Below are 25106 nucleotides of genomic sequence, written 5' to 3' on the forward strand. Positions count from 1 at the left end.
TATTAGCTAGCTATAATAAATTAAGATTCATTGACACTAAAGTAAAATAGTGATAGATTATAGATAGTTATTACATATAAAAGGATTTAAGATGAAAAAAAGCAAGAAAATTATATTATTATTGACAACTGCATTATCATTTGGTATTTTTGGCACAATGGAGAAATCTGAAGCAAAGTCTCTTATCATTAATTACGATCTTACAGAGGGAGTCAATGTAAGAAAAGATGATTCAGATAATGATAATTCTAATATTTTGGGTGGAATTGACTACCCAGATATATATGAGATTAAGGGCGAAACAGAAGATTATTATCAAATAGAATTTGAAGGAAAAAAAGCTTATGTAGGAAAATATTGGTTTCACATCCTAGATGATATCAAGGCCTTAAAGGATACAAAAATTTATGAAAAGAACGATGAAAGTTCTAACAAAATTTCAGATATAAAAAAGGATGAGCAATTAACCCTTGTAGATTTTGATGAAAATAAAGATTTTGTCAAAGTTAAAAAGGATGATAAAGAAGGTTTTGTAAAAATAAAAGACTTTGATTTATCTACAAAAGATGAAAAGGACTTAGATAAGTTAAAGGAAAAGTACAAAAAAATCTATGAATCTATAAAAAGATACATAGACTATCTTAAAAGAAATGGTCTAAGTCTTTATCCAGAAGGTGAAGATAAGGCAGAAGAAAACGACCAAATAAGAAGGATTTATCCTGAGGGAACAGCTTACGAAGAAAGTTCAGAAACTAGAGATATTGAATATATCTACTATACTGTTGATGACAATGATATAGGAAAATCTGCCTATAATTTTGCAACCAAATTTCTAGGTAATCCATATGTATTTGGTGGAATTGACTTGGTAAATGGTATAGATTGTTCAGGTTTTACTATGCAAGTATATAGTGAATTTGGAATTGGACTTCCCCACCTAGCTCAAACTCAATCAAACTACGGAAAAACTATAGCCTTGGGTGAAGAAAAAGCTGGAGACTTAGTATTTTTTGGAACAAGTCTTTCAAATATTACTCACGTTGCCATAGCAGATGGTCAAGGTGGAATAATCCATGCTGCTAATCCTAGGGCAGGTGTTATTACATCTTCTATCGGAAATCCAATACTTATTAAAAGATTAATAGAAAATTAGATAAGAAAAGATTAAAGTATGCCTTAAGGTGTACTTTTTTATTGGGAAAATAATATTGTAAGTGAAAAAAAATAGTGATATAATAATTCGTGAAATATTATAGAAAAATTTTAGTAAATATAAGGAGTTAAAAATGAGTGATACACTTAACCCATTAGAATCTGCCCAAATACAAATAAAAAAGGCTTGTGATAAGCTAGGACTTAATCCTGCAGTATATGAATTCTTAAAAGAACCTCAAAGAGTAATTGAAATTTCAATACCTGTTAAGATGGATGATGGAAGTCTCAAAATTTTTAAGGGCTATAGATCAGCCCACAATCACGCTCTTGGACCTTCAAAGGGAGGCGTTAGATTTCATCCTGATGTAAATATTGAAGAAGTAAAGGCACTTTCTACCTGGATGAGTCTTAAATCTGGACTTTTGGCAATTCCTTATGGTGGAGGTAAGGGTGGTATAGCAGTAGACCCATCAAAACTTTCCGAAAGAGAACTTGAAAGCCTATCTCGTGGATATATAAGAGGGCTTTACAAATATCTTGGTGAAAGGATAGATATACCAGCACCAGATGTAAATACCAACGGTAAAATTATGTCTTATTTTATAGATGAATATATAAAACTAAATGGAGATAAGGAAGACATAGGAACTTTTACAGGAAAACCTCTTATACTTGGAGGAAGCCTTGGAAGAAATGAGGCTACAGGATTCGGATTAGTAATTGCAACAAAATACACTGCAAATGAAATAGGAATCGACCTTAAAAAAGCAAGGATAGGACTTCAAGGTTTTGGTAATGTAGCAAGCTTTAGCTTAAAATACCTTAATGATCAAGGAGCAAAAATACAATATCTTTCAATAAGAGATGAAAATGAAGAGTGTGGAAGATCTGCCCTTTACTCAGAAGAAGGCTTTGACTATGATTCACTCCAAGCCTATAGGGATAAACACAAAACCCTTGCAGGATATCCTAACGCAAAGAAAATAAGTGATGATGAATTTTGGTCAACAGAGTTTGATATTCTAATTCCTGCAGCACTTGAAAATATAATAACAGAAAAAATAGCTAAAAATCTTAATGTAAAACTAATAGTAGAAGGAGCAAATGGTCCAACAACCCCAGAAGCTGATGAAATTCTTAATGAAAAGAACATTGAAGTAATTCCAGATATATTAGCAAACTCAGGTGGAGTATTAGTATCATACTATGAATGGGTTCAAAACCAATATGGCTACTATTGGACACAAGAGGATGTCCAAGAAAAACAAGAAAAGGATATGTTAAAAGCTATAAAAGGAATCTATGAACTTAAAAGAGAATATAAGACAAATATAAGGCAAGCTGCATACATGTATGCAATAAAGAGAATTGCAGAAGCAATGGAACTAAGGGGATGGATATAGGCCTGTCCGACCCATAGAGGACTAGCCCGCCTGGCTCAATGAGTTAGCCGAGAGTATGTATCCCAAAATAAAATACCAATATAAAAAACTTACAAGAATTTCAAAATAGCTAATTAAAAACAAATATATTTCTACTATAAATCTTCTGAATAGGGTGATTTCCCCCTTTCAGGAGATTTTTACTTAAATAACATAAATCTAGAAAATCAATAAAATCTATTCTTATGGTGATTAATGATATAAAAAATATCAACCTATAGGCTTTCTAGCCTACAGATTGATAATGTGGTTAATCTAATAACAAATTTTCCAAAAAGTTATATAAATTTCACACAAAAACCTAACTTATTATTATGGTATAGGTGAAATCATGCTTATATAATTTAAAATCAACCTATAATTTTAATATATAAACAAATTTCAAATATAACTTAATTGCTAAAAATAAAATAATTCTTCAAATTTTTTATTTAAAGCTATGCATAATATTAATGCTAGTTTTGCAGTGGGATTAAACTGACCTGTCTCAATCGAACTAATAGTATTTCTAGAAACACCTATCTCGTCAGCCAATTTTTGTTGTGAAAATCCTTGTTCTTTTCTTACTTCTTTTAGTCTATTTTTAAGAATCAATTCTTCTTTCATAATAGTCCTATTTAAATGATACAAAAAAGTGCCCTACAATAACAAGAAAACCAACTATGCCACTAATAATGCCAAAGAATAATTCTTTTCTTTCTTTCATTTTTGAATACTTGAATAAGTATCTTGTAGCTTCCATAGCTAAGTAAACCCCAATTATAGCATAATTAAAGCTATTAAAGAAAAAAGCTTCAATTGCAAATATTAATGCAGTAATTATTAAACCTATTTCGCTTGAGGCTTTACCAGACTTTATAATAGTATCAATCATCATTTCATCAAAATACTTGTTTTCTTCTCTACTTTTTGACAAAATTTCATCTCTATTCATTTTTCTTACTCCTATCAATTCATTGCCAAGTATACTTTGCAATATCATTATATCATCGACAAGTAAACTTGTCAAACAAACTTAAAAATTTACTATACTTTAAAAAATCTTGAGAATAAATCTCAAGATTTTTTAATACTATTATAAATTAAATATTTTAAAATTTAATCTAGTGGTCGGACTTAAGGCCTGCCCCACATAAGGTAATTATAGACTTTCCCCTTATATCATTTTCTTTTTTATATTTTTCATAGGCTGCAAGATTTCCTGCTGTAGTATACTCCACATAAGCTCCCTTTAAAGCTAACTTTTTTCTTGCTGGAAGAATTTCTTCTTCTGGAATTTCTACTATATCTATGTCATATTTATAGATATATTCTAAAATCTCCTTATCCCTCATAGGCTTACCTATAGCAATTCCTTCAGCCAAAGTACTTTCAGGAGAGATTTCAGGAATTCTTTTTAAATTCTTACTCTTAGCCTTAGCAAAAGGTGCACATTTTTCACTTTGTATAGCAATTATATTCGGCATTTTATCTATTAGATTTGATGATAAAAGATGTTCTAAGGCAAGGATTGAACCTATAAACAAAGTCCCATTTCCCAAAGGTAGAAAAATATTTTCTGGAATATAAGCTAATTCTTCATATATTTCGTAAATATATGTTTTTGTACCTTCATAAAAGTAAGGATTGTATACATGGTTTGCATAATATTTTCCACTTTCCTTAACATATTTTCGACACTCATCAGCACAATAATCCCTATTTCCATTTATTACATGACATTTTGCACCATGAGCTTCAATCATACTTATCTTTTTAGGTGATGTATTTTCCGGAACAAATATCTCACATTCTATGCCAAGTTTTGCAGCATAAGCCGCAACTGAATTTCCAGCATTACCTGATGAATCTTGAACAATAGACTTAACACCTATATCTATGCAGTGAGTCAAAAGAGCTGCAGCTCCCCTATCCTTAAAAGATAGGGTAGGCATCATGTAATCCATTTTCATTAAAAGATTTTCATCGTAAGCTATAATAGGTGAAAGTCCCTCTCCCAAAGTCACAGACTTATAAGATGAACCTTCAAAAGGCATAAAGGCCCTATACCTAAATATATTCCACTCATTTGTGTCGATAAGATTTTTAGAAAAATCTGGAATATCATAATTGAGCCTAAAAAGCCCACCACAATCACACTTATATTCTAAAGTATCAGTAGGATATTTCTTCCCACACCATGTACATTCAAATTCTACCATTTCTCCCCTATTCTGTTGATTTGTTTGATCCAAACAATGAATTAAATATATCTTTTATAAAGTTTATTATCTTATCTAAAAGTCCTGATTCTTTTATATTATTTCCTACCTTATCAATTTCGTCTTTATTATCTTCGTAAAATTTCTTTCCTTTTTCTGTTACGTCTCCTGCAAATTTTTTTAAATTTTCTTTTACATCTTGGCTGTCTATAGCTGATGTTTCTTGGTATTGTTCAAAGTAATTTATAAGAATTTGTATATTGTTATTTGATAGAATATCTCCCATATTTACATTTTTAAGAGCATCTTCTATATACATTTTTATTTGATTAGAATCAGCTGTTTGTCCATTTTTTTCTTTGTATTGTTGAAGATCTTGTTTTACTTCTGCTACTACTTGGTCAAGTTTTCCCTTATCAAATGAGGAATTATCAGAATTTTCTTCACTTATTTTCTTAAGTGTCCCAAGCTCTTCTTGTGCTGTTTTGGTTCTTTCTGTATCTATATTATCTCCACTTAACTCAACTGCCTTATATACCCCAACAAGGGCAGATTCTCCAGTAACAGGTTTTGGACTTGCTACTTTTATTTCTGCATCTGTAATTCCTGCAGTTATAGCTGCGTTAGTATATTGACCTTCAGTTATTGAGTTTATATAGTCAGGTGTTTTTATATCAACCTTTATTCCTGATCCTTTTGGAAGTTTTTTTACAGCAACTGAAGAAATCATGTCATAATCTGATGTACTATAACCAAGGTATCTTTGAAGATCATTTGCATTTACGCTTGCTATATTAATATCATCTGAAAGATCAAGTTTTTTCCTAACCTCTTGGATTTGACTTTCATTTAAGCCAGCTCCATAAATGTAGGATTGCTTATTTGAATCAAATTGTTCGGCTTTTACAAGGCTTGGAACAAAAATAGTAAATATTAAAATCAAAGCCAATATCTTATTTTCTAATGTTTTTTTCATATTCTCACCTAAAGATTTTTTATTTTTTTGATTATATTATCAAGGTCTTTTTCTTCTACGTCTTCTATCCTTCCTTCATCTATCATTTTTGTTATTTTAGGATTTATGGCAAGTTTTGATACAGTATCTATAGCAAATTTATTAGCAATATCATCTGTTGCACCCTCACCAAATATTTTATATACTTTTCCAGTATCTGGAGCTTTAAAATATGACATATTTTCTACTATTCCAAGGATAGGCTTGCCCATCATTTTCGCCATGTTCAATGACTTTTCTACAACCATTCCAACCAAATCTTGAGGTGTAGTTACAGCAATTACCCCATCTATATTTAAAGATTGAAATACTGTTAGAGGAATGTCACTTGTTCCTGGTGGCATATCTATTAAAAGATAATCTAAATCTCCCCAGTCTGCCTCTGAGTAAAATTGTTTTAAAACATTGGTAACTATTGATGATCTCCAAACAACTGGAGATGTTTTTGAATCAAGGACTAAGTTTATTGACATAATCTCAATTCCACTTTTTGATTTAGCTGGTATCATTGCTCCATCTTCAAGAGCCCTTATCCTATCTTCTATGCCAAAGGCTTGAGGAATTGATGGTCCTGTAATATCTGCATCAAGGATTGCTATCTTTTTTCCATCTTTTCTAAGCTTTGATGCAATAAGGCTTGTCACTGATGACTTACCTACTCCACCTTTACCAGACATCACTGCTATTGTCTTTTTTATATTTGAGCCTTTTCTAGGACTTACCTTAAATTTATCAAAGTTTAATTTTTTGTTTTCCATAAAATCTCCTTTAGCTAATTTTAATCTTAACACCTATATTATATGCTCTTTATCTTATTTTTCTATCAAGCAAGATATACATAGTTTCCATAAAACATGGTAAAGGTAGCTATAAGTATAAATATATGCCAGATAGCATGATTATATTTGATTTTCTTATTAGAATAAAAGTAGGCACCAACTGTATAAAATATTCCACCTAATATCATATATAAAAGATATCCTATTCCTATATGTTTAATTATTTGATAAAATAGGATTAGAGAAAGCCATCCCATTATTATGTAAATAATCATTGATATCTTTGAAATTTTTTCTTCCATAGCCTTTGAAAAGGCAATAATATTCATAAGTATTCCTGCTATAGCAAGAATCCAAACAGCAACAAATATTACTAGTGAAAGCACTGACCTAAGACCTATAAGTATAATAGGAGTATAAGAGCCTGCTATGGTTAGGTATATTACTCCATGGTCTATAGCCCTAAAGACTGTCCTAAGCTTTGGATTTGTCATTGAATGATATAGAGTTGATGACAAAAACATAAGACCGATAGAAATCATATAGATTAAAAATGCTACAGCCTTAAGATAGTCTCCTTCTTTAAAAGCTGGAATTATAATAGGCAAAAAGCATATTAATGTTAGGATAAAACCTATAGCATGACTTAATATATTTGTAATTTCCTCACTTTTTTTGTATTGTATTATTCTCATTACTTACTTCCTTATCTTTTATTTATATATATGATATTACAAAATTATGTTTTAATAAAGTTTTATTATGAAAAATTTATAAATTTCATTTCTAAACATTAAAGCAAAAAAAATATCTTGACAAATGGATTTTTTCAATGTATTATTAGCTTAAGATATTAAAGACTTTGATAAGAAGAGTAACTAATAGGCTATATTTAAAGAGAGTCTTGGCAAGGTGTAACAAGATAGTATAGGATTAGAGAAAAAAGCCTTGGAGTCGTGTCGAGGATTAATTGATTTGGCACCGTAATTTGCACGTTATAGCAAAGGGGTATGTATGTACTTTCTTATTTTAAAATCCTTTGAAAGTATATATGGTACTTTATAAGGATATTTTTGTGAGAAAATATTGAATTTGGGTGGTAACACGGTCTTCGTCCCTTAGGGATGAGGCCTTTTTTAATGTCTTAATTATATTTTAGGAGGATAATAATGAAAAAATTCAGGAGATTTTTTCTAGCATTTATTTTTATTTTTGTACTTAATATTACAAATTCTTATGCTAGTGAAGATACGTTTAAGGTTGGAATGGAAGTAAACTATGCTCCATTTAACTTCTCTCAAGTTGATGATTCAAATGGAGCTGTAGAGGTTGCAAATTCAAAGGGTGAGTATGCTAATGGTATAGATGTACAAACCGCAAAGATGATTGCAGATAAGTTAGGTAAAAAACTAGAGATTTATAAGATTGACTGGGACGGACTTCCACCAGCTCTTACAAGTGGAAAGATTGACGCCATAATTGCTGGTATGAGTCCAACAGCAGAAAGAAAAAAGGAAATTGATTTTACATCTCCTTACTATTTTGCAGATCTTACTGTAGTAGTTAAAAAGAATTCTAAATATATGAATGCAAAGTCTATAAATGACTTTAAGGGAGCAAAACTGACAGGTCAGCTCAATACTTTCCACTATGATTTATTAGATCAGATGCAAGGAATTGATAAACAAACTGCTATGGATTCTTTTCCTACAATGATTTCTGCAACAAAGGCAGGTTCTATTGATGGATATGTTTCAGAAAAGGTAGGAGCTTTATCAGCAGTTGCTGCAAATCCTGACCTAAACTATGTAGAATTTCCTGAAGGTAAAGGATTTAAAACAAATGATGAGGATACAACTTGTGCAGTAGGACTTGTTAAAAATTCCCCTATGAATGCTGAAATATCAAAAATTGTCGAAGGCTTTAATAGGGATGACTTTGATAAGATGATGGAGAAGATGGTGGCAATAACCGCTGCAGATGAGAAAGAAGTATCATTTTTTGGGCAAATGAAAAATATTTGGGATGAGTATTCTTCCATATTTATAAAAGGTATTGTAAACACTCTTCTAATATCTATAATTGCAACATCCATAGGTTTTATAATAGGACTTTTAGTTACAGTTATAAGAAAAATTGATGTAGATAAAAATAAGAACAAAGTAGGCTACATAATTCATAAAATAGTAAATTTCTTACTATCAGTTTATGTAGAAGTATTCAGATCAACTCCTATGATGGTACAAGCCATGCTTATATTTTATGGAGCAAAGCAATTTCTAAATATAGATATGTCAACAATGTTTGCAGCTTTAATGATAGTGTCCATAAATACTGGTGCTTATCTTTCTGAAGTTGTAAGAGGTGGTATCAATGCAGTTGATAAGGGACAATTTGAAGCTTGTAAAGCTCTTGGTATGACTCATTCTCAAACAATGTTTAATGTGGTAATACCACAAGCCATAAAGTCAATCCTTCCATCAATTGGTAATGAGTTTGTAATAAATATAAAAGATACTTCTGTACTTAATGTAATTTCAGTCACAGAATTATTCTTCGTATCAAAATCAATAGCAGGTTCAACCTATCAAATATTCCAAACATATTTAATAACAGCAATAATCTACTTTATACTAACTTTCGTAGTAACAAGGATTATAATGCAATTAGAAAAAAGATATATAAATAAGGAATTTACCTTAGAATCTTCAACAGGAGGAATACATGGAAACAATAATTAAGGTAGAAAATCTAGAGAAAAAATTTGGTGAAAACCTAGTTTTAAAAGATATAAATATGGAAGTTTCTAAAGGTGAGGTAGTAACTATAATAGGTTCATCAGGATCTGGTAAGTCTACTCTTCTAAGGTGCTTAAACCTACTAGAAGAACCTACAAGTGGAAAAATTCTCTACAAAAATGAAAATATACTTGAAAAGCACTTTGACCTAAGAGCTTATAGGACAAAAGTTGGAATGGTATTTCAAAACTTTAACCTTTTTGAAAATAAGACGGTTTTGGAAAATTGTACTTTAAGTCAAGAGAAAGTCCTAAAGACTTTAAAATCTGATGCTGAAGCTAAGGCTCGTAAATACCTAGAGCTAGTAGAAATGGCTCAATATATTAATGCTAAACCATCACAAATATCAGGTGGTCAAAAGCAAAGAGTTGCCATAGCAAGAGCACTTTGTATGGATCCTGAGGTATTATTGTTTGATGAACCAACAAGTGCTTTAGATCCTGAAATGGTTGGAGAAGTTCTAAGAGTTATGACAAAGCTTGCAGAAGAAGGTATGACAATGATTGTAGTAACTCACGAGATGGATTTTGCAAGAGAAGTTTCAACAAGAGTACTTTTCATGAATGAAGGAATAATCCTTGAAGATGGTACACCCGAAGAAATTTTCACAAATCCAAAAAATCAAAGAACAAAAGATTTTCTTAAAAGATACAGAGGATAACAGAAGCGGGAATTCCCGCTTTTTCTTTACATAAATTTAGGTATAGTAGATAAAAGGAGTTAATTATGGAAGATAAGTTAATAGAAATTTATGATAAAAACAATAATTCAATAAGTTTTGGATACAAGATATTTGAAGATAACAAAAATATTCTTATAAACAATTTAGATGACCAAGGTAGGTATGATGGCTATTTACTAGTAGACAAAAGCTTAATAGAGCAAAAGGAAACATCAGAATTTTTAAATAAGCTTAAAATCTACAATTCCTATTGGAAATCTATAAACATTGGAAAATCTGATAGTGAAGTCTTTAAAAATGACCTATCTTTTCTTGATATTCTCAGCTATGCAAAAGATAACAATAAAATTGTAAGCCTAGGGGAAGACCTTCTTTATTACAATATAATAAAGGGCTATGTAGAAAAAATTAATAATGAAAAAGTCTACATAAGGGCTATAGATATAAATAATGGCAAATATTTTGACGATTTTGAAATGGAAATTGTTAATATAAAGTACTTAGAAGTAGAAACAATAGACAACATCCTATTGGACTACGCTTATAATGAAATTTATTGATGTTTTGGAGTTATTATGGATCACTACCTAACAAGAGATAAGCCTTACAAGGCTATAATAAAATTTTCAATACCAATGATTATAGCATCCTTATTCCAACAAGTCTATACCTTAGTCGATTCTCTAATAGTTGGAAAATATGTTGGTGAGTCCGCCCTTGCATCGATTGGTGCAAGTTTTTCTTTGACAACTATTTTTATATGTATTGCTATAGGTGGAGGTGTTGGAGCATCTGTCTTAATTGCAAGATATTATGGTGCTAGAAATTATATAAAGATGAAAACTGCTACTTATACTTCAATAATATCTTTTTTAATTGTGGCCATTGCACTTTCAGTTTTTGGTCTTATTTTTTCAAAGGATATTATGATTTTGCTACATACCCCTGATAAGATACTAGATTTATCTGTCCTATATCTGGATATCTATTTTTATGGGCTCCCTTTTTTATTTATGTATAACATAATATCTGCCTTATATAATTCCTTAGGAGAGTCTAGAATTCCCTTGTATTTTCTAATTTTTTCATCAATTCTTAATGTTATTTTAGATATATACATGGTTAGGGACTTAAAGATGGGAATAGAGGGAGCAGCCTATGCTACTTTATTAGCTCAAGGAGTATCAGCCTTTTTTTCTTTCATTTTATTTTTAAAATATATGGGGAAATTTGATGCTAAAGTTGATAATTTTTTTGATATCCATGAATTAAGACTCATGTCAAGACTAGCAATTCCATCTATTATCCAACAATCAACTATTACCATTGGTCAAGTATTGGTTCAATCTGTTGTTAATTCTTTTGGAACAGAAATACTTGCAGGTTTTACTTCCGCTTTTAGAGTGGAAAGTCTTATAATAGTACCACTTACAAGCCTTGGTAATGCAGTTTCTTCTTATACATCTCAAAATGTTGGATCAGGTAAAAAGATAAGAATAAGTGAGGGACTTCGCAGCAGTTTAATTATTGTTGGATTTATATGTTTTTTTATATGTATATACCTGAGTATATACTATAAATCTATTATTGGAGCTTTCATGAACAAGTCATCTTCAAAGCTTGCTTATGAAACTGGGTATTCCTATCTTAGCTTTATTGCTTTCTTTTTTGTACTTGTTGGTTCAAAGCAAGTAGTTGATGGTGTATTGAGAGGTCTTGGAGATGTGAGAATATTTACTATGTCAAATATTGTAAATTTAAGTATAAGGGTAAGTTTATCAATGATTTTCGCTCCAATAATTGGTATAAGTATGGTTTGGTATTCTGTTCCTTTAGGTTGGCTAGCTAATTTAGTCATATCATCTATTTATTATTTTTATTTAAAGAAAAGAAATTTTACACTAAAATTTTAAGAAATTAGACTTAACTTATAGAAACTTTATTTAGTAAAAAATTAAAAGCTTGCTAGTAGCAAACTTTTAATCTTTTGCTATTTTTAGAGATTTTGTATTTTCTCTTTCAATTTTTTAGTTTCTTCAAATACATTTTTTGCATCCATTATTGACCTCACTACACATATACCATCAAAGCCTGTATTTTTTAATATATCTATATTGTCATAGTTAAGACCACCTATAGCGTAAACATCTATATCTACATTCTCCTTTATTCTTTTAAAAGTTTCTATAGATGTTCTTTTTGTATTAACATGGGTTTTTGTTTCATAAATCGCCCCTACTCCAAGGTAATTTGCCCCATCTTTTTGAGCTCTTTTTGCAGCTTCTACACTTTTTGCAGTAGCTCCAATTATAGTATTTTCTCCTAAAAGTTTTCTAGCTAGATTTACTGGCATATCATCAGCTCCAAGATGAACTCCACAGCCTAAAGCCCATGCAAGATGAGGCTTATCATCAAGTAAAAGAGGAAGTTTATATTTATCAGAAAGAGCCTTTACTTTTTTGCCTAATTTTAGGATTTCAAGGTCAGTTTTTTCCTTTTCTCTAAGTTGTAAAATATCAACCCCACCCTTTAGGGCATCTTCTACTCTTTTAAGAAATTCTTCTTCGGTATACTTGTCTGAGTTTGTAACTAGATATAATTTTTTCATAAAATCCCCTTTTTAATCTTTGCACTTTTTTCTATTGTTTCATTTTTTATTGTAGCAATATTATCCATTAGGTTTACAAAAAAGCTATAAGGCTTATCTTTTTTTGATAATTCTGCCGATACTTCAAGAATTAAAAGTCCCAAAAGTGAAGCATTTATCTCATTAGTAACTGATAAAAATGTTGATATGAGTCCTGTTAACATACATCCTGTTGCTGTTATTTTAGAAAGTTCTTCACATCCATTTTTTATTAGATAATAATCTTTATCTTTTACTAAAATATCTGTAGCTCCTGTAATAAGAACAGTTGTTTTATATTTAATAGAAAGCTTTGATGCAATTTTAATCATTTCTTCTATATTCTCATCGCTTATCTTATCCTCACAGCCTACATCTATGCCCTTTGCATTTGAAATTTTCCCACTTAAGGCAAGAATTTCTGATGAGTTTCCTTTTATAATTGAATATTTATATTGGCCTAAAAGTTTAAGGGATAAGTCATATCTAAGCTTACTTACTCCTATTCCTACAAGATCAATTATAATGGGAATATTTTTATTGTTTGCTAATCTTGAAGAAATTTCAATTGACTTTATTCTTGCATCCGTTATATTTCCAATATTTAGAGAGAGTGCCTTTGCTTTTGGAACAATATCTCTCATTTCATCAGGGTGTTCTGCACATATTGCCTTAGCACCTTGAAAAAGTATAGCATTTGCTAGCATATTTATAGCTAATGGATTGGTAATAGCATGAATTAGTGGTTCTTGCTCTTTTATTTTTTCTCTATTTGTTAGAAGTTTTTTTAGATTTATCATAAACATTTACTCCAAGTTTTTTTTGAATACTATATAAGACCTTGGATTTTTGTAAAGTTTTTAAAAAAATAAAGGCAAGAGAACCACCTATTATTGTAGCTATAATAAAGCTTGGTAGGTAATAAAACCAAGTTATATCTCCCGTTCCATAAAACAATTTCATAACTGGATATGATACTAGAGCTCCTATTACACCAGTTCCAAGAATTTCTCCTATTACTGGGCAAAGAAGATTTCCCTTGGATTTCCTATAAAATATACCTGAAAGAACTGCTCCAAAAACTTGACCTGTAATGGCAAGGGGTGGAATTCCCATAAAACTCATTCTTATTATAGCTGTAAGTATAGCATTTAAAAGGCTATACCAAGGTCCTAAAAATACCGAACATACTACATTTACAAAATGTGCTGTTGGTGCAAATCCCTCAAATCTTAAAATTGGTGAGATAACTACCCCAATTGTTACAAACATAGAAACTGTTATCATTACAAGTAATTTATTATCTTTTTTCATTTCTTCTCCTTGACTTCATATATTAGTCTTAAAGATTGATATAATCTGTAAATACTGGGCTCATACCAAAACTTTTTAAATCCTTAATCACATCATCACAAGATCTAGAATCTGCAATTTCAAATTGTTCATCTCCTTCATCTTTGCTTCTTTTAGACCTATGACCTATAGATGTATCAACAGATGCTGATATTTTTGTTGCCGCATATTTTATTGCCAAATTTCTAAAATCTTTATCTTCTCTTGTAGAAAGAGTAATTGATGCAAATGGCAAGAAAATCCTTAATGCAAGCATGATTTGGAAAAATTTCTTATCATCTATCTCACAAAAATCAAGCTTATCCGCCCCATGAGTAGGTCTTATTCTTGGAAGTGATATGGATACTTCTGCATGGGGATATTTTCTTTGAACTTCTTTTGCATGAAGTCCAAGTTTATAGGCCTCTTCTATCGGATTATTTAATCCAAAAAGTGCACCAAATCCAACTCCTCTAAAACCTGCCATTAGGGCTCTTTCTTGTGTATCTATTCTATACACAAAAGATCTCTTGTGGCCATAAGGGTGGTAGTAGTTGTATGATTTTTTATTATAAGATTCTTGAAAAACTGTAACAAAATCAGCTCCGGCTTCTCTTAATTTTTCATAATCTTTAATATTTGCAGGATAAATTTCTATACCTACTGTTTTAAAATACTTACTTGCAAGCTTACAAGCATTTGCTATATAGTCGATTGATGAAAATCTTTCACTTTCTCCTGTTAGAATTAATACTTCTTCTATTCCAGTATCTGCTAAGGCCTTCATTTCATCTTCAATCTCATTTCTATTAAGCTTTGCTCTTTTTATATTGGATTTTTCTCTAAAACCACAATACCTACAAGAATTTTCACAGTAGTTTGCTATATAAAGTGGTGAAAATAGAAATACATTATTTCCAAAATACCTTACTCTCTTATCTTGGGCAATCTTTCCCATTTTATCAAGAAAGTTACTAGCTGTATCTGACAATAGGTTATAAAAATCTTCATCATCTAAATCAATTTTTTCCAAAGAAGCTAAAACATCAGCCTGTAATACTTTTTTATTTATTATATTTTTGTAGCTTTTTTCTAATTTATCTTTTATATTTGAATCAATTATATCCATTGTTGGAAAATAATCTGTTACCTTTCCTATATTCATATTAATCAAAAAAGTCCCTTAGTGGTGATGATGGATCAGCTCCAGCTTCTAAGACTCTTCCTGGTTTTGAAAGATAGGCTAATCTTCCTGCCTCTATTCCTAGTTTAAAGGCACGTGCCATAAGGCTTATGTCAGATGCTGATGATATAGCTGTATTTGCCATTATAGCACTAGCTCCCATCTCCATTGCTTCTGCAGCTTGGCTTGGAACACCAATTCCTGCATCAACAATTACTGGTAAGTCTACTTCATCAATAATAATTTTTATAAATTCTTTTGTAATAAGTCCCTTATTTGAACCAATTGGTGCGGCAAGGGGCATTATTGAAGCAGCACCAGCATCTCTTAGGTCTCTTGCAAAATTTAAGTCTGGATACATGTAAGGCAAGACTACAAATCCATCTTTCGCTAAAATTTCTGTCGCTTTTAATGTTTCTACATTATCAGGAAGAAGGTATTTTGTATCTCCCATAATTTCAATTTTCACAAAATTACCACATCCCATTTCTCTTGCAAGTCTTGCTATTCTTACGGCTTCATCTGAATTTCTTGCTCCAGATGTATTTGGAATTATTGTCACATGCTTTGGTATATAATTTAAGATATTAGCGACATCTTTTGTATTGGCTCGTCTTAGAGCAACTGTAATCATTTCGCATTCTGCATTTTTTACAGCAGCATCTATAAGGTTGATTGCATATTTTCCACTTCCTAGTATAAATCTTGAACTAAATTCCTTATCACCTAATATTAATTTATCATCCATTTTTTACCTCTCTAATTTTTTTTAAACATTCTAAAGCTTCTAGCGATGCTACTATTCCCACATAGGCAAGATAAAGCCCATCCTTTTTGGCGTTGGACTTAAAATCTCCAAGCATTGTAATATTTTTAAATTTCTTTATTTTTATATCAGATATATCTCCAAGTCCCGCCATGCCAGATGCTGTAAAAAGATATTTATCCTTTATATTTGTAAAATAGTCAAAAAGCATGGTTTTAGACTCCCTATTATCAAAGGCTTCTATGAAAAAATCAGCATCATCAATTATTTCTTTTATGTTATCTTTATCTATATAGATATCCTTGGTGTTTACCTTAACGTATGGCAGAGTTTCTTCTATTCTTTTTTTGGTAGTAAGGGTCTTTTTCTTTCCTACTTCATCTAGCCTATAGTTTTGCCTATTAAGATTTGAATATTCTATATAGTCAAAATCATAAAGGTTTAACTCAGTTACTCCAGATCTTGCAAGAATCATAGAAACAGTTGAACCAAGCCCTCCACAACCTAAGACTGATACCTTAGCATACTTAAAGATTTCATTATCTCTTATATCTTGTCTTTTTAAAATTTTATCTCTTATATCTTCCATCATCCCCCTCCTACAAAAGAAAAAACTTCTATAGTATAGCCATCTTTTACTATAAACAATTTAAAATCTTCTCTTTTTACAAGCTCTTTGTTTACTTCACAAGCTACAAAGTCAGGATTAAAATTTTCTTTTTTTAATAAATCATAAAGTGATAAATTATTTTGAAATTCTACTTCCAATCCATTTATCAAAAGCATTTCCTCACATCCTTTTTTTAAAAAAAAGACACGAAAAGTGCACCATACCCGAGGTGGTATGCCCCTTTCGTGTCCAATAATTAATATGGAAACAATAACAAATAATAATTTTATTAGAATCATAATAAAAAGACCCTAATACTAGGGTCTTTAAACTTCAATATATAATCGCTTTCTTACGCAGGTTTTAACCTAATCAAGTTTAAAGGGTTAATGGTATACCATCTCTCAGCTAAATAGCACCCCTAGCTATTTTCATTATAAGACAAATCATTTTTATTTGCAAAATTAATTTTAATTTTATTTCTATTTTTTGATATCTAGGCAATATTTAGGTAAATATATGAGTAAGTATATAAAGGATTACTATTAAAGATATATTTGAAACTTCAAATATAGAGATTCTCAATATAAGGAAATATTATAATATACAAATTGATTGTTTTTCATATTAGACTTTCCAATTTTACCAAAAGATAGGCTAAAGATAATTTACTAGAATATTTTTTCCACATCTAACTTAATCTTAATTTACTTAGACTACCTATCTTTAAGACTTAGATAATCCTTTTTTTGACTTAAAGACTTATAAGCAGGTCTTATTATTTTTGAATCTTCAATTTGCTCAAGTCTGTGAGCAGACCAACCAACTGTTCTTGCTATTGCAAAGATTGGTATATATAAATCTTTTGGAATTTTTAGCATTTCATAGCAGAAACCAGAGTATAAGTCCACATTTGCGCAGGCAGGATAGTCTCTTTTTAATTTTTCCATAATTAGCTTTCCACCAATTTTTTCTACTCTTTCTATAAATAAGAAATCTTCTTCTCTTTTCTTTATTTTAGAAAGCTCTCTAGCCTTTTCTTTAAGTAGCACTGCCCTTGGGTCTGATAGAGTATATACTGCGTGTCCTAGTCCATATATAAGTCCTTTTTTATCAAAAACTTTCCCATCAATCATCTTAGATAGATAGTCTTTTATTTGATCTTCATCTTTTAAATCTTTGATATTTTCTCTTATATTCTCAAGCATTTGACTTACTCTTAGACTTGCTCCACCATGTCTTGGTCCTTTAAGGGAACCAAGTCCTGTAGCTATAGCGGAATATGTATCAGTACCTGATGATGAAACAACGTGAGTTGCAAAAGCAGAGTTATTACCGCCACCATGTTCTGCATGGATTATAAGGAGTAGATCCAATAGTTCTGCCTCTTCTTTTTTATAAATTTGATCAGTTCTTAGCATGGATAGAATATTTTCTGCTATAGTATTATCTTCAATTGGGTTATGAATTATCAGAGATTTTTTCTCAAAATTATGAATCTTAACCATATAAGAATATACAGCTATTATTGGCATCTTTGATATTAAGGATAAGGATTGAGACAAAACATTTAAAGTATCAGTATCATCGGCTTTTTTGTCATATGAATAAAGGGCAAGGACTGAACGCATCATAATATTTACTATATTATTTCCAGGAATATTAAGAATAGTATCTTCAAAAAACTTCTTAGGTAGGATTCTTTCATTGGTCAATACTTCCTTAAAATCTGAAAGTTCACAAGCTTTAGGAAGCTGATTAAATAAAAGAAGGTAGATTATCTCTTCAAAACCTAGTCTTTTATTATCGTTAAAGTCTTTTACCATATCAGTTAGGGCATATCCTCTATAATAAAGCTCACCTTCTTCTGGTATTTTTTCTCCATCTTCCATCCTATAACCATATACGTCTCCAACCTTGGTTACTCCAACCAAAACACCTGTGCCATTTTTATTTCTAAGGCCTCTTTTTATATCATACTTATCATAAAGGTCTTTCTTTATGGTATTTTCTTCTTTTATATTTTTTGCATAGAATTTTAATTTATCGCTAGCACTTATCATACTATTCTCCTATTTTATCAATAACCGCCTTGGTAAAATCAGAAAGGCTTGAACTTCCACCCAAGTCTTTGGTATGATTCTTCTTATCTTTCAAAACGTCTTCTATAGTTTCTCTTAATTTCTTAGCCTTTTCCTTCTCTTCTATATCATCAAGCATAAGACAAGATGTCAAAAGCATAGCTGTTGGATTTGCCAAATCTTCACCAGCAATATCAAGAGCTGCACCATGAACTGATTCATAAATTGCAATATCTTTACCCTTATTTACTCCAGGAATTAAACCAAGTCCTCCAACAAGACCTGCACCTAGATCCGAAAGTATATCTCCATATAAATTTTCTGTAACTATAATATCAAACTTATTTGGATTTATAACCATTTGCATGGCAGTATTATCTACCAAAAGTTCTTCAAATTCGATTTCCGGATAGTCTTTTGATACTTCCCTTCCAACTTCTAAGAATAGGCCATCAGTTAGTTTCATTATATTGGCCTTGGTAACTATAGTTATTTTCTTTCTGTTAAATTTCCTTGCATATTCAAAAGCTGCCTTTATAATTCTTTGAGATTTCTTTCTTGTTATAACCTTTATAGAATGACTTTCATCATCTGAAATCTTCTCTTCTATTCCCATATATAAATCCTCAGTATTTTCCCTAAAGATAATCATATCTACATTATCATATTTGGTTTTTATACTTGATATAGATTTAATTGGTCTTATATTTTGATAGAGATCAAATTTCTTTCTAAGTTCAACATTTATAGACCTAAAACCATGGCCTATAGGTGTTGTTATAGGACCCTTTATTGCAATCTTATTTCTTTTTATAGATTCAAATAGCTCATCTGGAATAAACTTTCCTTCTTTTTCAAAAACACTTGCTCCAGCGTTTATTTCTTCAAATTCTATTTTTGAGCCTAATCGCTTGAGGATTTGCTTCATAGATTCACAAATTTCTGGACCTATGCCATCTCCCTTAATTAATGTGACTTTCATACTTACTCCAATTCTAAATTTTTGGCGTAATTTAGGTAACCGCCTTCTCTTAATATTTCTTTTTCCCTATCTGAAAATACTCCTTTTAAATTTATAGAAATATTTTTATCTATATTTTCTATGATAAAATTCCCACTTTCAATGGAATCTTCGACATTTGAAATCTTGATATTATCAAATTCTCCAAGTTTTTCATAGTCATTAAAATCTACAAACTCAAGAGGAAGTATGGCATTATTAATTAGATTTGATCTGTGAATTCTTGCAAAAGACTTAGCAAGAACAGCTTTGACACCTAAATATAAAGGAATTAAGGCTGCGTGTTCTCTAGAAGAGCCTTGACCATAATTTTCTCCTGCCACAATTACTCCACCATCATTTTCAATGGATCTATTCTTAAAATCACTAATCTTTGTGCTAAAGGCAAAATTTGAAAGATATTCAATATTTGACCTAAATGGCAGAAGTTTTGCATTTGATGGGCAGATATCGTCAGTAGTAATTCCATCACCTGCCTTGTATATTATCTTTTTATCTATATTACTTATAGGTTTTGCCTTTGGAAATGGTTTGATATTTGGTCCCTTTACAGTTTTCTTATATCTTTTTGATAAATCCTCTTCTCTTTCAATAAAATAAGCCTTGGTATGGTTAAAGATTATATTTTCATCAAAATTCTTCTCATAAGAGAAATCACTTGGATCAGCTATATATCCCTTTATTGCACTTACAGCACAAGTTTCTGGACTTGCAAGATAGATTTCAGCATCCATAGTTCCAGAACGACCCTTGAAATTCCTATTAAAAGACCTAAGGCTTACTCCTTTGGACTTTGGAGCTTGACCCATTCCTATGCAAGGACCACATCCCGATTCGAGAATCCTTGCTCCTGCCTTTATCATCTTTGACAAGGCTCCATTTTCAGATAATTTTTCTAAAATTGTTGCAGAACCTGGAGATATTACTAAAGAAATATCAGGGTGTACTTTCTTGCCATCAAGTATTGATGCAACTTTCATCATATCCTTATATGATGAGTTAGTACAAGAACCTATGGCTACTTGGTCAAGCTTTATTTTTGGAAGATTCTCTACAATTTCATATTGATCTGGAAAATGAGGCTTAGCAACTGCTGGTTTTATATCCCTTAAGTCAATTTCCATGCTTTCATCATAGATTGCATCATCATCTGCAGAAAGCATTACATAATCTTTTTCCCTATTTTGACTCTTTAGATATTTTAAGGTGTTTTCATCTGATGGAAAAATAGAAGTTGTAGCACCAAGTTCAGCTCCCATATTACAAATTGTTGCCCTGTCTGTTACAGAAAGAGACTTCACTCCTTCTCCTGTATATTCCATAATAAATCCTGTACCACCCTTTACAGAAAGTTTTCCCAGTATATATAAAATAAGATCCTTAGCATTGACTGAATCTTTTAGTTCATTTTTTAGATTAATCCTATAAATCTTTGGTACCTTTATAAAATAAAATCCCCTAGCCATAGCAACAGCAACGTCAAGTCCACCTGCTCCTATAGCAATTTGAGCTAAAGCTCCCCCTGTTGGAGTGTGAGAATCAGAGCCAAGAAGAGTTTTACCTGGTTTTCCAAATTGTTCAAGTTGAACTTGGTGACAAATTCCACAACCTGCCTTTGAAAAAGTTATTCCATATTTATTTGCAGCAGACTTTATAAATTCATGATCATCTGCATTTTCAAAACCTGCTTGTAAAATATTATGGTCTATGTATGCTATTGACTTTTCAGTCTTGACATCTTCTATATCCATTGCTTCAAGCTGTAAGTAAGCCATAGTCCCAGTAGAATCTTGAGTTAAAGTTTGGTCGATTTTGATACAAACTTCATTACCTGTTTTAATCTCTCCCTTTAGGAGATGATTTTCTAAAATTTTAAGTGCAAGTGATTTTTTCATAACCTTACTCCTTTAATCCAATGATGTATTAATATTATACACTGATATGTTGAATTTTGGAAATTATTTTTCCTAGTAAAAAATCTCCCAAGACTTATCTTGAAAGATTTCCATAGCTAAATTACATAGATTTTGACTTGTTAAAAGAAGCTTCAACAGCCTTAATAAGGGCAGCCCTAAAATTATTCAATTCAAGAGCTTTAACTCCTTCTATAGTTGTTCCCGCAGGACTTGTCACCTTATCTTTTAATAGACCTGGATGTTCTTTAGTCTTATCAATAAGCTTAGCAGCACCTACTATAGTTTGAGCTATAAGTTCATAGGATATATCTCTTTTAAGTCCACACAATACAGCCCCATCAGATAAACCTTCCATAAATAAATCAACAAAGGCAGGAAGACAACCATTTATAACAGCTGCCACATCAAATTGATCTTCATCAATTATTATTGCTTTTCCTAAAGATGAAAATATAGATAAAACATTTTGGATTTCATCATCACTTACATTTTTATTTGGAAGAAGAATTGACATGCCCTCTCCAATTGATGCTGGAGTATTTGGCATAGTCATAACTATTTTTTTATTATCTCCAAGTAAATCTTGAAGTTTTTTTATAGTGAACCCTGCAGCAATAGAGATAAAAATCTTATCTTTTAAAAAATCTTTAATTTCAGCTATTACAGATGGATAATATTTTGGCTTTACTGCTAAAACTATATAATCACTGTTTTCAACAACACTTTCATTATCACTAATAGTGCAATCTTTATCTTTAAAGAAATCAAGATTAGATCCCCTATTAGATAAAAACAATTCATTGTCATCTAAAAGTCCTTTGGCAATAGCAGATCCCATATTACCAATACCAATAATACCAATTTTCATATTTCCTCCTCCTTATAGAAAATTATATTTTTCTAAATTTACTTATTTCTATATTTTAATTTGTCTATTTTCAAAAGTATGCTGCTTTGTATCTATTAAATAAATATCTTTAATTAGTAGTTTCGATATTTTAATAAATTTTCTTATTAAGATAATTCTACGTATACTTAGCGCGAAGGGAACAGGAGAGTTTCGATTCTCCCCTTTTTCCCTCCCCCCTAAGACAAAGAAGTAAAGTTAAATTATTATTACTTGTAATACAAAAAAATATTAAAAATTAATATTTATAATGCTTATCTTAATTGAGCAAATCCCCTTGGGATATCTCCCAAGATACAAAGAATTATTTTAATATATAATTACTTACAATATTCTATATATAATATTTAAAATTTAACTATCCCCTTATTTGTCCATCACCCAAAATAACATACTTATAAGTCGTAAGTTCATTAAGTCCAACAGGTCCTCTTGCATGGAGTCTTTGAGTTGATATCCCTATTTCTGCTCCAAATCCAAATTCAGAACCATCTGTAAATCTTGTTGATGCATTTATATATACACAGGCTGAATCTACTTCTTCTGTAAATTTATTAGCTTCATTTATTTTTTCTGTAATTATTGCATCTGAGTGACCTGATGAGTATTTATAAATATGGTCTATAGCCTCATCTATGTCATCTACCATCTTTACTGAAAATTCATAGTCTAAGTATTCTTTACCATAGTCCTCGTCATTTGCTGGTATGGAATTTTTTATTTTCCCTAAAGTTCTATCACAAGCATGAACTTTTATATTATATTTTTCTATGATTTCATTTAAGCCATCATAAAATTCATCTTTAACTTCCTTATGAATAAGCAAGGATTCTAAAGCATTACATACTCCTATTCTTTGAGTCTTACCATTTTCAAAAATTTTAAGTGCTTTTTCAATATCTGCATACTTATCCACATATAGGTGACAGTTTCCTACTCCTGTTTCAAGGGTTGGTACACTTGCATTTTCTACTACTGCATTTATAAGAGATGAGGAACCTCTTGGTATAAGTAGGTCTATATATCCACTTAATCTCATAAGCTCGGTTGATGACTGTCTTGTTATATCATCTATTATTTGGACTATATTTTTATCAAATCCTGCCTTATCAATTCCTTCTCTAATAGCAGCTGCTATAGCGAGTGATGAGTTTATGGCTTCTTTCCCACATCTTAGTATAATAGAATTTGATGATTTAATTGCAAGGATTGATGCATCGAGAGTTACATTCGGACGTGCTTCATAAATCATTGCCAAAACTCCTATAGGTACTTTTTTCTTTCCTATAAGTAAGCCATTTTCAAGTCGTCTTACATCTTCCATTTTTCCTACTGGATCTTTTAAAGCTATCATTTGATCAATTGATAAAATCATAGAATCAATCCTATCATTGTCAAGTTTTAGTCTATCCAATAGACCATCTGCCATATTATTATCTTCTCCATTTTTATAGTCTATATCATTTGCTTTTATGATTTTTCCCCTATTTTTTTCAAGAGAAGTTTTTATATTTTCTAGTATTTTATTTTTATCTATTGTTTTAAGTTTTTTAAGCTTTCTATTTGATATTTTTGAAAGCTTCCCCATTTTTATTAGTTTTTCCCTTAAAGATTGTTCCAATATCCTCACCTCTAATTATTCTTCTAATGTTCTTTAAATCTATTGAATTTGCTATTATTGTATCAATTCCTCTTTCCATACAAAGAGCTGCCGCATTTATCTTTGTTGCCATCCCTCCTGTACCAACTTTAGAATAGGCATCTTTTCCCATGGATCTAAGTTTTTCATCTATGATACTTACCTCACTTATAAGCTTTGCATCTTCATCTATTCTTGGATCATTTGTATAAAGTCCATCAATGTCTGATAATAATAAAAGAAGGTCGGCATCAACTAGCTTTGCAACTACTGCCGAGAGGGTATCATTGTCCCCAAAATTTATTTCAAATGTTGATATAGTGTCATTTTCATTTACTATTGGTATAACTCCCATATCTATAAGTCTATTTATGGTATTTTCGGCATTTTCATGCATAATCTTATTAGTTTCAACCATTCTTGTAAGAAGAATTTGACCTATAGAAAATCCATACTCTGCAAAGGCCTTAAGAAAAGTATTCATTAGGGTAACTTGACCTACTGCCGCAGTAGCCTGTTTTGCTGAAACATCTCCTCTCGGTCTTTCTATATCAAGTCTATGAGCGCCTGTTGCAATTGCACCACTTGATACAAGGATTACTCTTATTCCCTTATTTTCTAAATTTACAATTTCTTTGGCCAATTCTTCAATTCTTTCTATATTAACCCCACCATTTTGATGGGTAACTGAAGACGAACCTACTTTTATAACTATTTTTTTGATTTCTCTACTAAATTCTCTCATAATTTCACCTTTTTATATTGTATAGGATAATTCCACTTTAGGCAATTAAAAAGGAACTGTTGCAGAATGAATTAATCGTTCTAAAACCATTACCAGCTCCTTTACTACAATTTGGTTTCCTTAAGTGGTAGACTATTCTCAAGTTGTATATAAGTAACTTATAATGATACAAGGTTAAAAATTCAAAATTTGCAACAGCTCCCTTATT

At 30.8% G+C, this 25106-nt stretch carries 25 protein-coding genes and 1 riboswitch; of the genes, 6 read left to right on the forward strand and 19 right to left on the reverse strand.

Annotated features, from left to right (window positions below; genetic code table 11):
• Positions 1-91 precede the first annotated feature (91 nt).
• Both HV819_RS10265 and HV819_RS10270 read left to right on the forward strand, forming a co-directional pair.
• Positions 92-1153, forward strand: a complete 1062-nt coding sequence (locus HV819_RS10265; RefSeq protein WP_176270156.1) for a C40 family peptidase — start codon at positions 92-94, stop codon at positions 1151-1153.
• Positions 1154-1286: 133 nt separating this feature from the next.
• Positions 1287-2558 (forward strand): Glu/Leu/Phe/Val family dehydrogenase, encoded by a 1272-nt coding sequence (locus HV819_RS10270; RefSeq protein ID WP_176270157.1) that lies wholly within the window; start codon positions 1287-1289, stop codon positions 2556-2558.
• Between the two features lie 438 nt (positions 2559-2996).
• Here HV819_RS10270 and HV819_RS10275 read toward each other — a convergent pair whose 3' ends face one another.
• The 6 genes from HV819_RS10275 to trhA form a co-directional block, all read right to left on the reverse strand.
• On the reverse strand, positions 2997-3203 hold the full coding sequence (locus HV819_RS10275) for a helix-turn-helix transcriptional regulator (protein ID WP_154540504.1): 207 nt from the start codon (positions 3201-3203) through the stop codon (positions 2997-2999).
• A gap of 7 nt (positions 3204-3210) precedes the next feature.
• On the reverse strand, positions 3211-3531 hold the full coding sequence (locus tag HV819_RS10280; protein WP_176270158.1) for a DUF6442 family protein: 321 nt from the start codon (positions 3529-3531) through the stop codon (positions 3211-3213).
• A 169-nt stretch (positions 3532-3700) separates the two neighbouring features.
• Positions 3701-4798 (reverse strand): threonine synthase, encoded by a 1098-nt coding sequence (locus tag HV819_RS10285; protein ID WP_176270159.1) that lies wholly within the window; start codon positions 4796-4798, stop codon positions 3701-3703.
• A gap of 7 nt (positions 4799-4805) precedes the next feature.
• A complete protein-coding gene (locus tag HV819_RS10290; protein WP_176270160.1) occupies positions 4806-5774 on the reverse strand; it encodes a DUF1002 domain-containing protein in 969 nt (322 codons plus the stop codon).
• A gap of 8 nt (positions 5775-5782) precedes the next feature.
• Complete coding sequence (locus HV819_RS10295; RefSeq protein WP_154540498.1) at positions 5783-6571, reverse strand: Mrp/NBP35 family ATP-binding protein; 789 nt, start codon at positions 6569-6571, stop codon at positions 5783-5785.
• Positions 6572-6636: 65 nt separating this feature from the next.
• Positions 6637-7287: a PAQR family membrane homeostasis protein TrhA gene (gene trhA / locus HV819_RS10300; protein WP_154540496.1), complete on the reverse strand. Its 651-nt coding sequence runs from the start codon at positions 7285-7287 to the stop codon at positions 6637-6639.
• 474 nt (positions 7288-7761) lie between these two features.
• On the opposite strand from trhA, the gene HV819_RS10305 reads away from it, so the two are divergent.
• The 4 genes from HV819_RS10305 (at position 7762) to HV819_RS10320 (ending at position 11985) form a co-directional block, all read left to right on the forward strand.
• Complete coding sequence (locus HV819_RS10305; protein WP_176270161.1) at positions 7762-9333, forward strand: ABC transporter substrate-binding protein/permease; 1572 nt, start codon at positions 7762-7764, stop codon at positions 9331-9333.
• Positions 9317-10051 (forward strand): amino acid ABC transporter ATP-binding protein, encoded by a 735-nt coding sequence (locus tag HV819_RS10310; RefSeq protein ID WP_216629244.1) that lies wholly within the window; start codon positions 9317-9319, stop codon positions 10049-10051. The genes HV819_RS10305 and HV819_RS10310 overlap by 17 nt, the downstream gene beginning before the upstream one ends.
• A 65-nt stretch (positions 10052-10116) precedes the next feature.
• The gene (locus HV819_RS10315) at positions 10117-10632 is read left to right on the forward strand and encodes a hypothetical protein (protein ID WP_154540490.1); all 516 of its coding nucleotides are present in this window, start codon (positions 10117-10119) and stop codon (positions 10630-10632) included.
• Between the two features lie 15 nt (positions 10633-10647).
• Positions 10648-11985: an MATE family efflux transporter gene (locus HV819_RS10320; RefSeq protein WP_176270162.1), complete on the forward strand. Its 1338-nt coding sequence runs from the start codon at positions 10648-10650 to the stop codon at positions 11983-11985.
• 83 nt (positions 11986-12068) lie between these two features.
• Here the strand turns inward: HV819_RS10320 and thiE are convergent, their stop codons facing one another.
• From thiE to proB, 13 genes are all read right to left on the reverse strand, one after another.
• On the reverse strand, positions 12069-12680 hold the full coding sequence (gene thiE, locus HV819_RS10325) for a thiamine phosphate synthase (protein ID WP_154540485.1): 612 nt from the start codon (positions 12678-12680) through the stop codon (positions 12069-12071).
• A complete protein-coding gene (thiM, locus tag HV819_RS10330) occupies positions 12677-13498 on the reverse strand; it encodes a hydroxyethylthiazole kinase (RefSeq protein WP_154540483.1) in 822 nt (273 codons plus the stop codon). The genes thiE and thiM overlap by 4 nt, the downstream gene beginning before the upstream one ends.
• A complete protein-coding gene (gene thiW / locus HV819_RS10335; protein WP_154540481.1) occupies positions 13467-14012 on the reverse strand; it encodes an energy coupling factor transporter S component ThiW in 546 nt (181 codons plus the stop codon). Before thiW ends, thiM begins: the two co-directional genes overlap by 32 nt.
• Positions 14013-14040: 28 nt before the next feature.
• Entirely contained in the window at positions 14041-15195 is a 1155-nt protein-coding gene (thiH, locus tag HV819_RS10340) for a 2-iminoacetate synthase ThiH (protein WP_176270163.1), read from the reverse strand.
• Position 15196: 1 nt separating this feature from the next.
• Entirely contained in the window at positions 15197-15961 is a 765-nt protein-coding gene (locus HV819_RS10345) for a thiazole synthase (protein ID WP_154540477.1), read from the reverse strand.
• On the reverse strand, positions 15954-16568 hold the full coding sequence (gene thiF / locus HV819_RS10350) for a sulfur carrier protein ThiS adenylyltransferase ThiF (protein WP_154540532.1): 615 nt from the start codon (positions 16566-16568) through the stop codon (positions 15954-15956). Before thiF ends, HV819_RS10345 begins: the two co-directional genes overlap by 8 nt.
• On the reverse strand, positions 16568-16765 hold the full coding sequence (thiS, locus tag HV819_RS10355) for a sulfur carrier protein ThiS (protein WP_154540475.1): 198 nt from the start codon (positions 16763-16765) through the stop codon (positions 16568-16570). The genes thiF and thiS overlap by 1 nt, the downstream gene beginning before the upstream one ends.
• A gap of 156 nt (positions 16766-16921) precedes the next feature.
• A riboswitch (TPP riboswitch) is annotated at positions 16922-17022 on the reverse strand.
• Between the two features lie 283 nt (positions 17023-17305).
• Positions 17306-18652 (reverse strand): citrate synthase, encoded by a 1347-nt coding sequence (locus HV819_RS10360; protein WP_154540473.1) that lies wholly within the window; start codon positions 18650-18652, stop codon positions 17306-17308.
• A gap of 1 nt (position 18653) precedes the next feature.
• Positions 18654-19652 carry an isocitrate/isopropylmalate dehydrogenase family protein gene (locus tag HV819_RS10365; RefSeq protein WP_176270164.1) on the reverse strand — a complete coding sequence of 333 codons (999 nt, stop codon included), beginning with the start codon at positions 19650-19652 and terminating at the stop codon, positions 18654-18656.
• Between the two features lie 2 nt (positions 19653-19654).
• Positions 19655-21586 (reverse strand): aconitate hydratase, encoded by a 1932-nt coding sequence (locus HV819_RS10370; protein WP_176270165.1) that lies wholly within the window; start codon positions 21584-21586, stop codon positions 19655-19657.
• Between the two features lie 121 nt (positions 21587-21707).
• Entirely contained in the window at positions 21708-22475 is a 768-nt protein-coding gene (gene proC, locus HV819_RS10375; protein ID WP_176270166.1) for a pyrroline-5-carboxylate reductase, read from the reverse strand.
• Between the two features lie 397 nt (positions 22476-22872).
• On the reverse strand, positions 22873-24135 hold the full coding sequence (locus tag HV819_RS10380) for a glutamate-5-semialdehyde dehydrogenase (RefSeq protein ID WP_176270167.1): 1263 nt from the start codon (positions 24133-24135) through the stop codon (positions 22873-22875).
• Complete coding sequence (gene proB, locus HV819_RS10385) at positions 24074-24898, reverse strand: glutamate 5-kinase (protein WP_154540463.1); 825 nt, start codon at positions 24896-24898, stop codon at positions 24074-24076. Before proB ends, HV819_RS10380 begins: the two co-directional genes overlap by 62 nt.
• Between the last annotated feature and the right edge of the window lie 208 nt (positions 24899-25106).

Source organism: Anaerococcus faecalis (assembly GCF_013371425.1).
GTDB classification, from domain to species: domain Bacteria; phylum Bacillota; class Clostridia; order Tissierellales; family Peptoniphilaceae; genus Anaerococcus; species Anaerococcus porci.

Bases quoted from the DNA above. Each gene is read 5' to 3' on its own strand.
- HV819_RS10290 (WP_176270160.1), bottom strand. From the start codon at position 5,774: ATGAAAAAAACATTAGAAAATAAGATATTGGCTTTGATTTTAATATTT.
- trhA (WP_154540496.1), bottom strand. From the start codon at position 7,287: ATGAGAATAATACAATACAAAAAAAGTGAGGAAATTACAAATATATTA.
- HV819_RS10320 (WP_176270162.1), top strand. From the start codon at position 10,648: ATGGATCACTACCTAACAAGAGATAAGCCTTACAAGGCTATAATAAAA.
- HV819_RS10370 (WP_176270165.1), bottom strand. From the start codon at position 21,586: ATGAAAAAATCACTTGCACTTAAAATTTTAGAAAATCATCTCCTAAAG.
- HV819_RS10280 (WP_176270158.1), bottom strand. From the start codon at position 3,531: ATGAATAGAGATGAAATTTTGTCAAAAAGTAGAGAAGAAAACAAGTAT.
- proB (WP_154540463.1), bottom strand. From the start codon at position 24,898: ATGAGAGAATTTAGTAGAGAAATCAAAAAAATAGTTATAAAAGTAGGT.
- thiW (WP_154540481.1), bottom strand. From the start codon at position 14,012: ATGAAAAAAGATAATAAATTACTTGTAATGATAACAGTTTCTATGTTT.
- HV819_RS10265 (WP_176270156.1), top strand. From the start codon at position 92: ATGAAAAAAAGCAAGAAAATTATATTATTATTGACAACTGCATTATCA.
- HV819_RS10310 (WP_216629244.1), top strand. From the start codon at position 9,317: ATGGAAACAATAATTAAGGTAGAAAATCTAGAGAAAAAATTTGGTGAA.
- HV819_RS10305 (WP_176270161.1), top strand. From the start codon at position 7,762: ATGAAAAAATTCAGGAGATTTTTTCTAGCATTTATTTTTATTTTTGTA.
- HV819_RS10275 (WP_154540504.1), bottom strand. From the start codon at position 3,203: ATGAAAGAAGAATTGATTCTTAAAAATAGACTAAAAGAAGTAAGAAAA.
- HV819_RS10345 (WP_154540477.1), bottom strand. From the start codon at position 15,961: ATGGATGATAAATTAATATTAGGTGATAAGGAATTTAGTTCAAGATTT.
- HV819_RS10285 (WP_176270159.1), bottom strand. From the start codon at position 4,798: ATGGTAGAATTTGAATGTACATGGTGTGGGAAGAAATATCCTACTGAT.
- thiH (WP_176270163.1), bottom strand. From the start codon at position 15,195: ATGAATATAGGAAAGGTAACAGATTATTTTCCAACAATGGATATAATT.
- thiM (WP_154540483.1), bottom strand. From the start codon at position 13,498: ATGATAAATCTAAAAAAACTTCTAACAAATAGAGAAAAAATAAAAGAG.
- HV819_RS10365 (WP_176270164.1), bottom strand. From the start codon at position 19,652: ATGAAAGTCACATTAATTAAGGGAGATGGCATAGGTCCAGAAATTTGT.
- thiE (WP_154540485.1), bottom strand. From the start codon at position 12,680: ATGAAAAAATTATATCTAGTTACAAACTCAGACAAGTATACCGAAGAA.
- HV819_RS10295 (WP_154540498.1), bottom strand. From the start codon at position 6,571: ATGGAAAACAAAAAATTAAACTTTGATAAATTTAAGGTAAGTCCTAGA.
- HV819_RS10315 (WP_154540490.1), top strand. From the start codon at position 10,117: ATGGAAGATAAGTTAATAGAAATTTATGATAAAAACAATAATTCAATA.
- HV819_RS10360 (WP_154540473.1), bottom strand. From the start codon at position 18,652: ATGATAAGTGCTAGCGATAAATTAAAATTCTATGCAAAAAATATAAAA.
- thiS (WP_154540475.1), bottom strand. From the start codon at position 16,765: ATGCTTTTGATAAATGGATTGGAAGTAGAATTTCAAAATAATTTATCA.
- thiF (WP_154540532.1), bottom strand. From the start codon at position 16,568: ATGGAAGATATAAGAGATAAAATTTTAAAAAGACAAGATATAAGAGAT.
- HV819_RS10270 (WP_176270157.1), top strand. From the start codon at position 1,287: ATGAGTGATACACTTAACCCATTAGAATCTGCCCAAATACAAATAAAA.
- proC (WP_176270166.1), bottom strand. From the start codon at position 22,475: ATGAAAATTGGTATTATTGGTATTGGTAATATGGGATCTGCTATTGCC.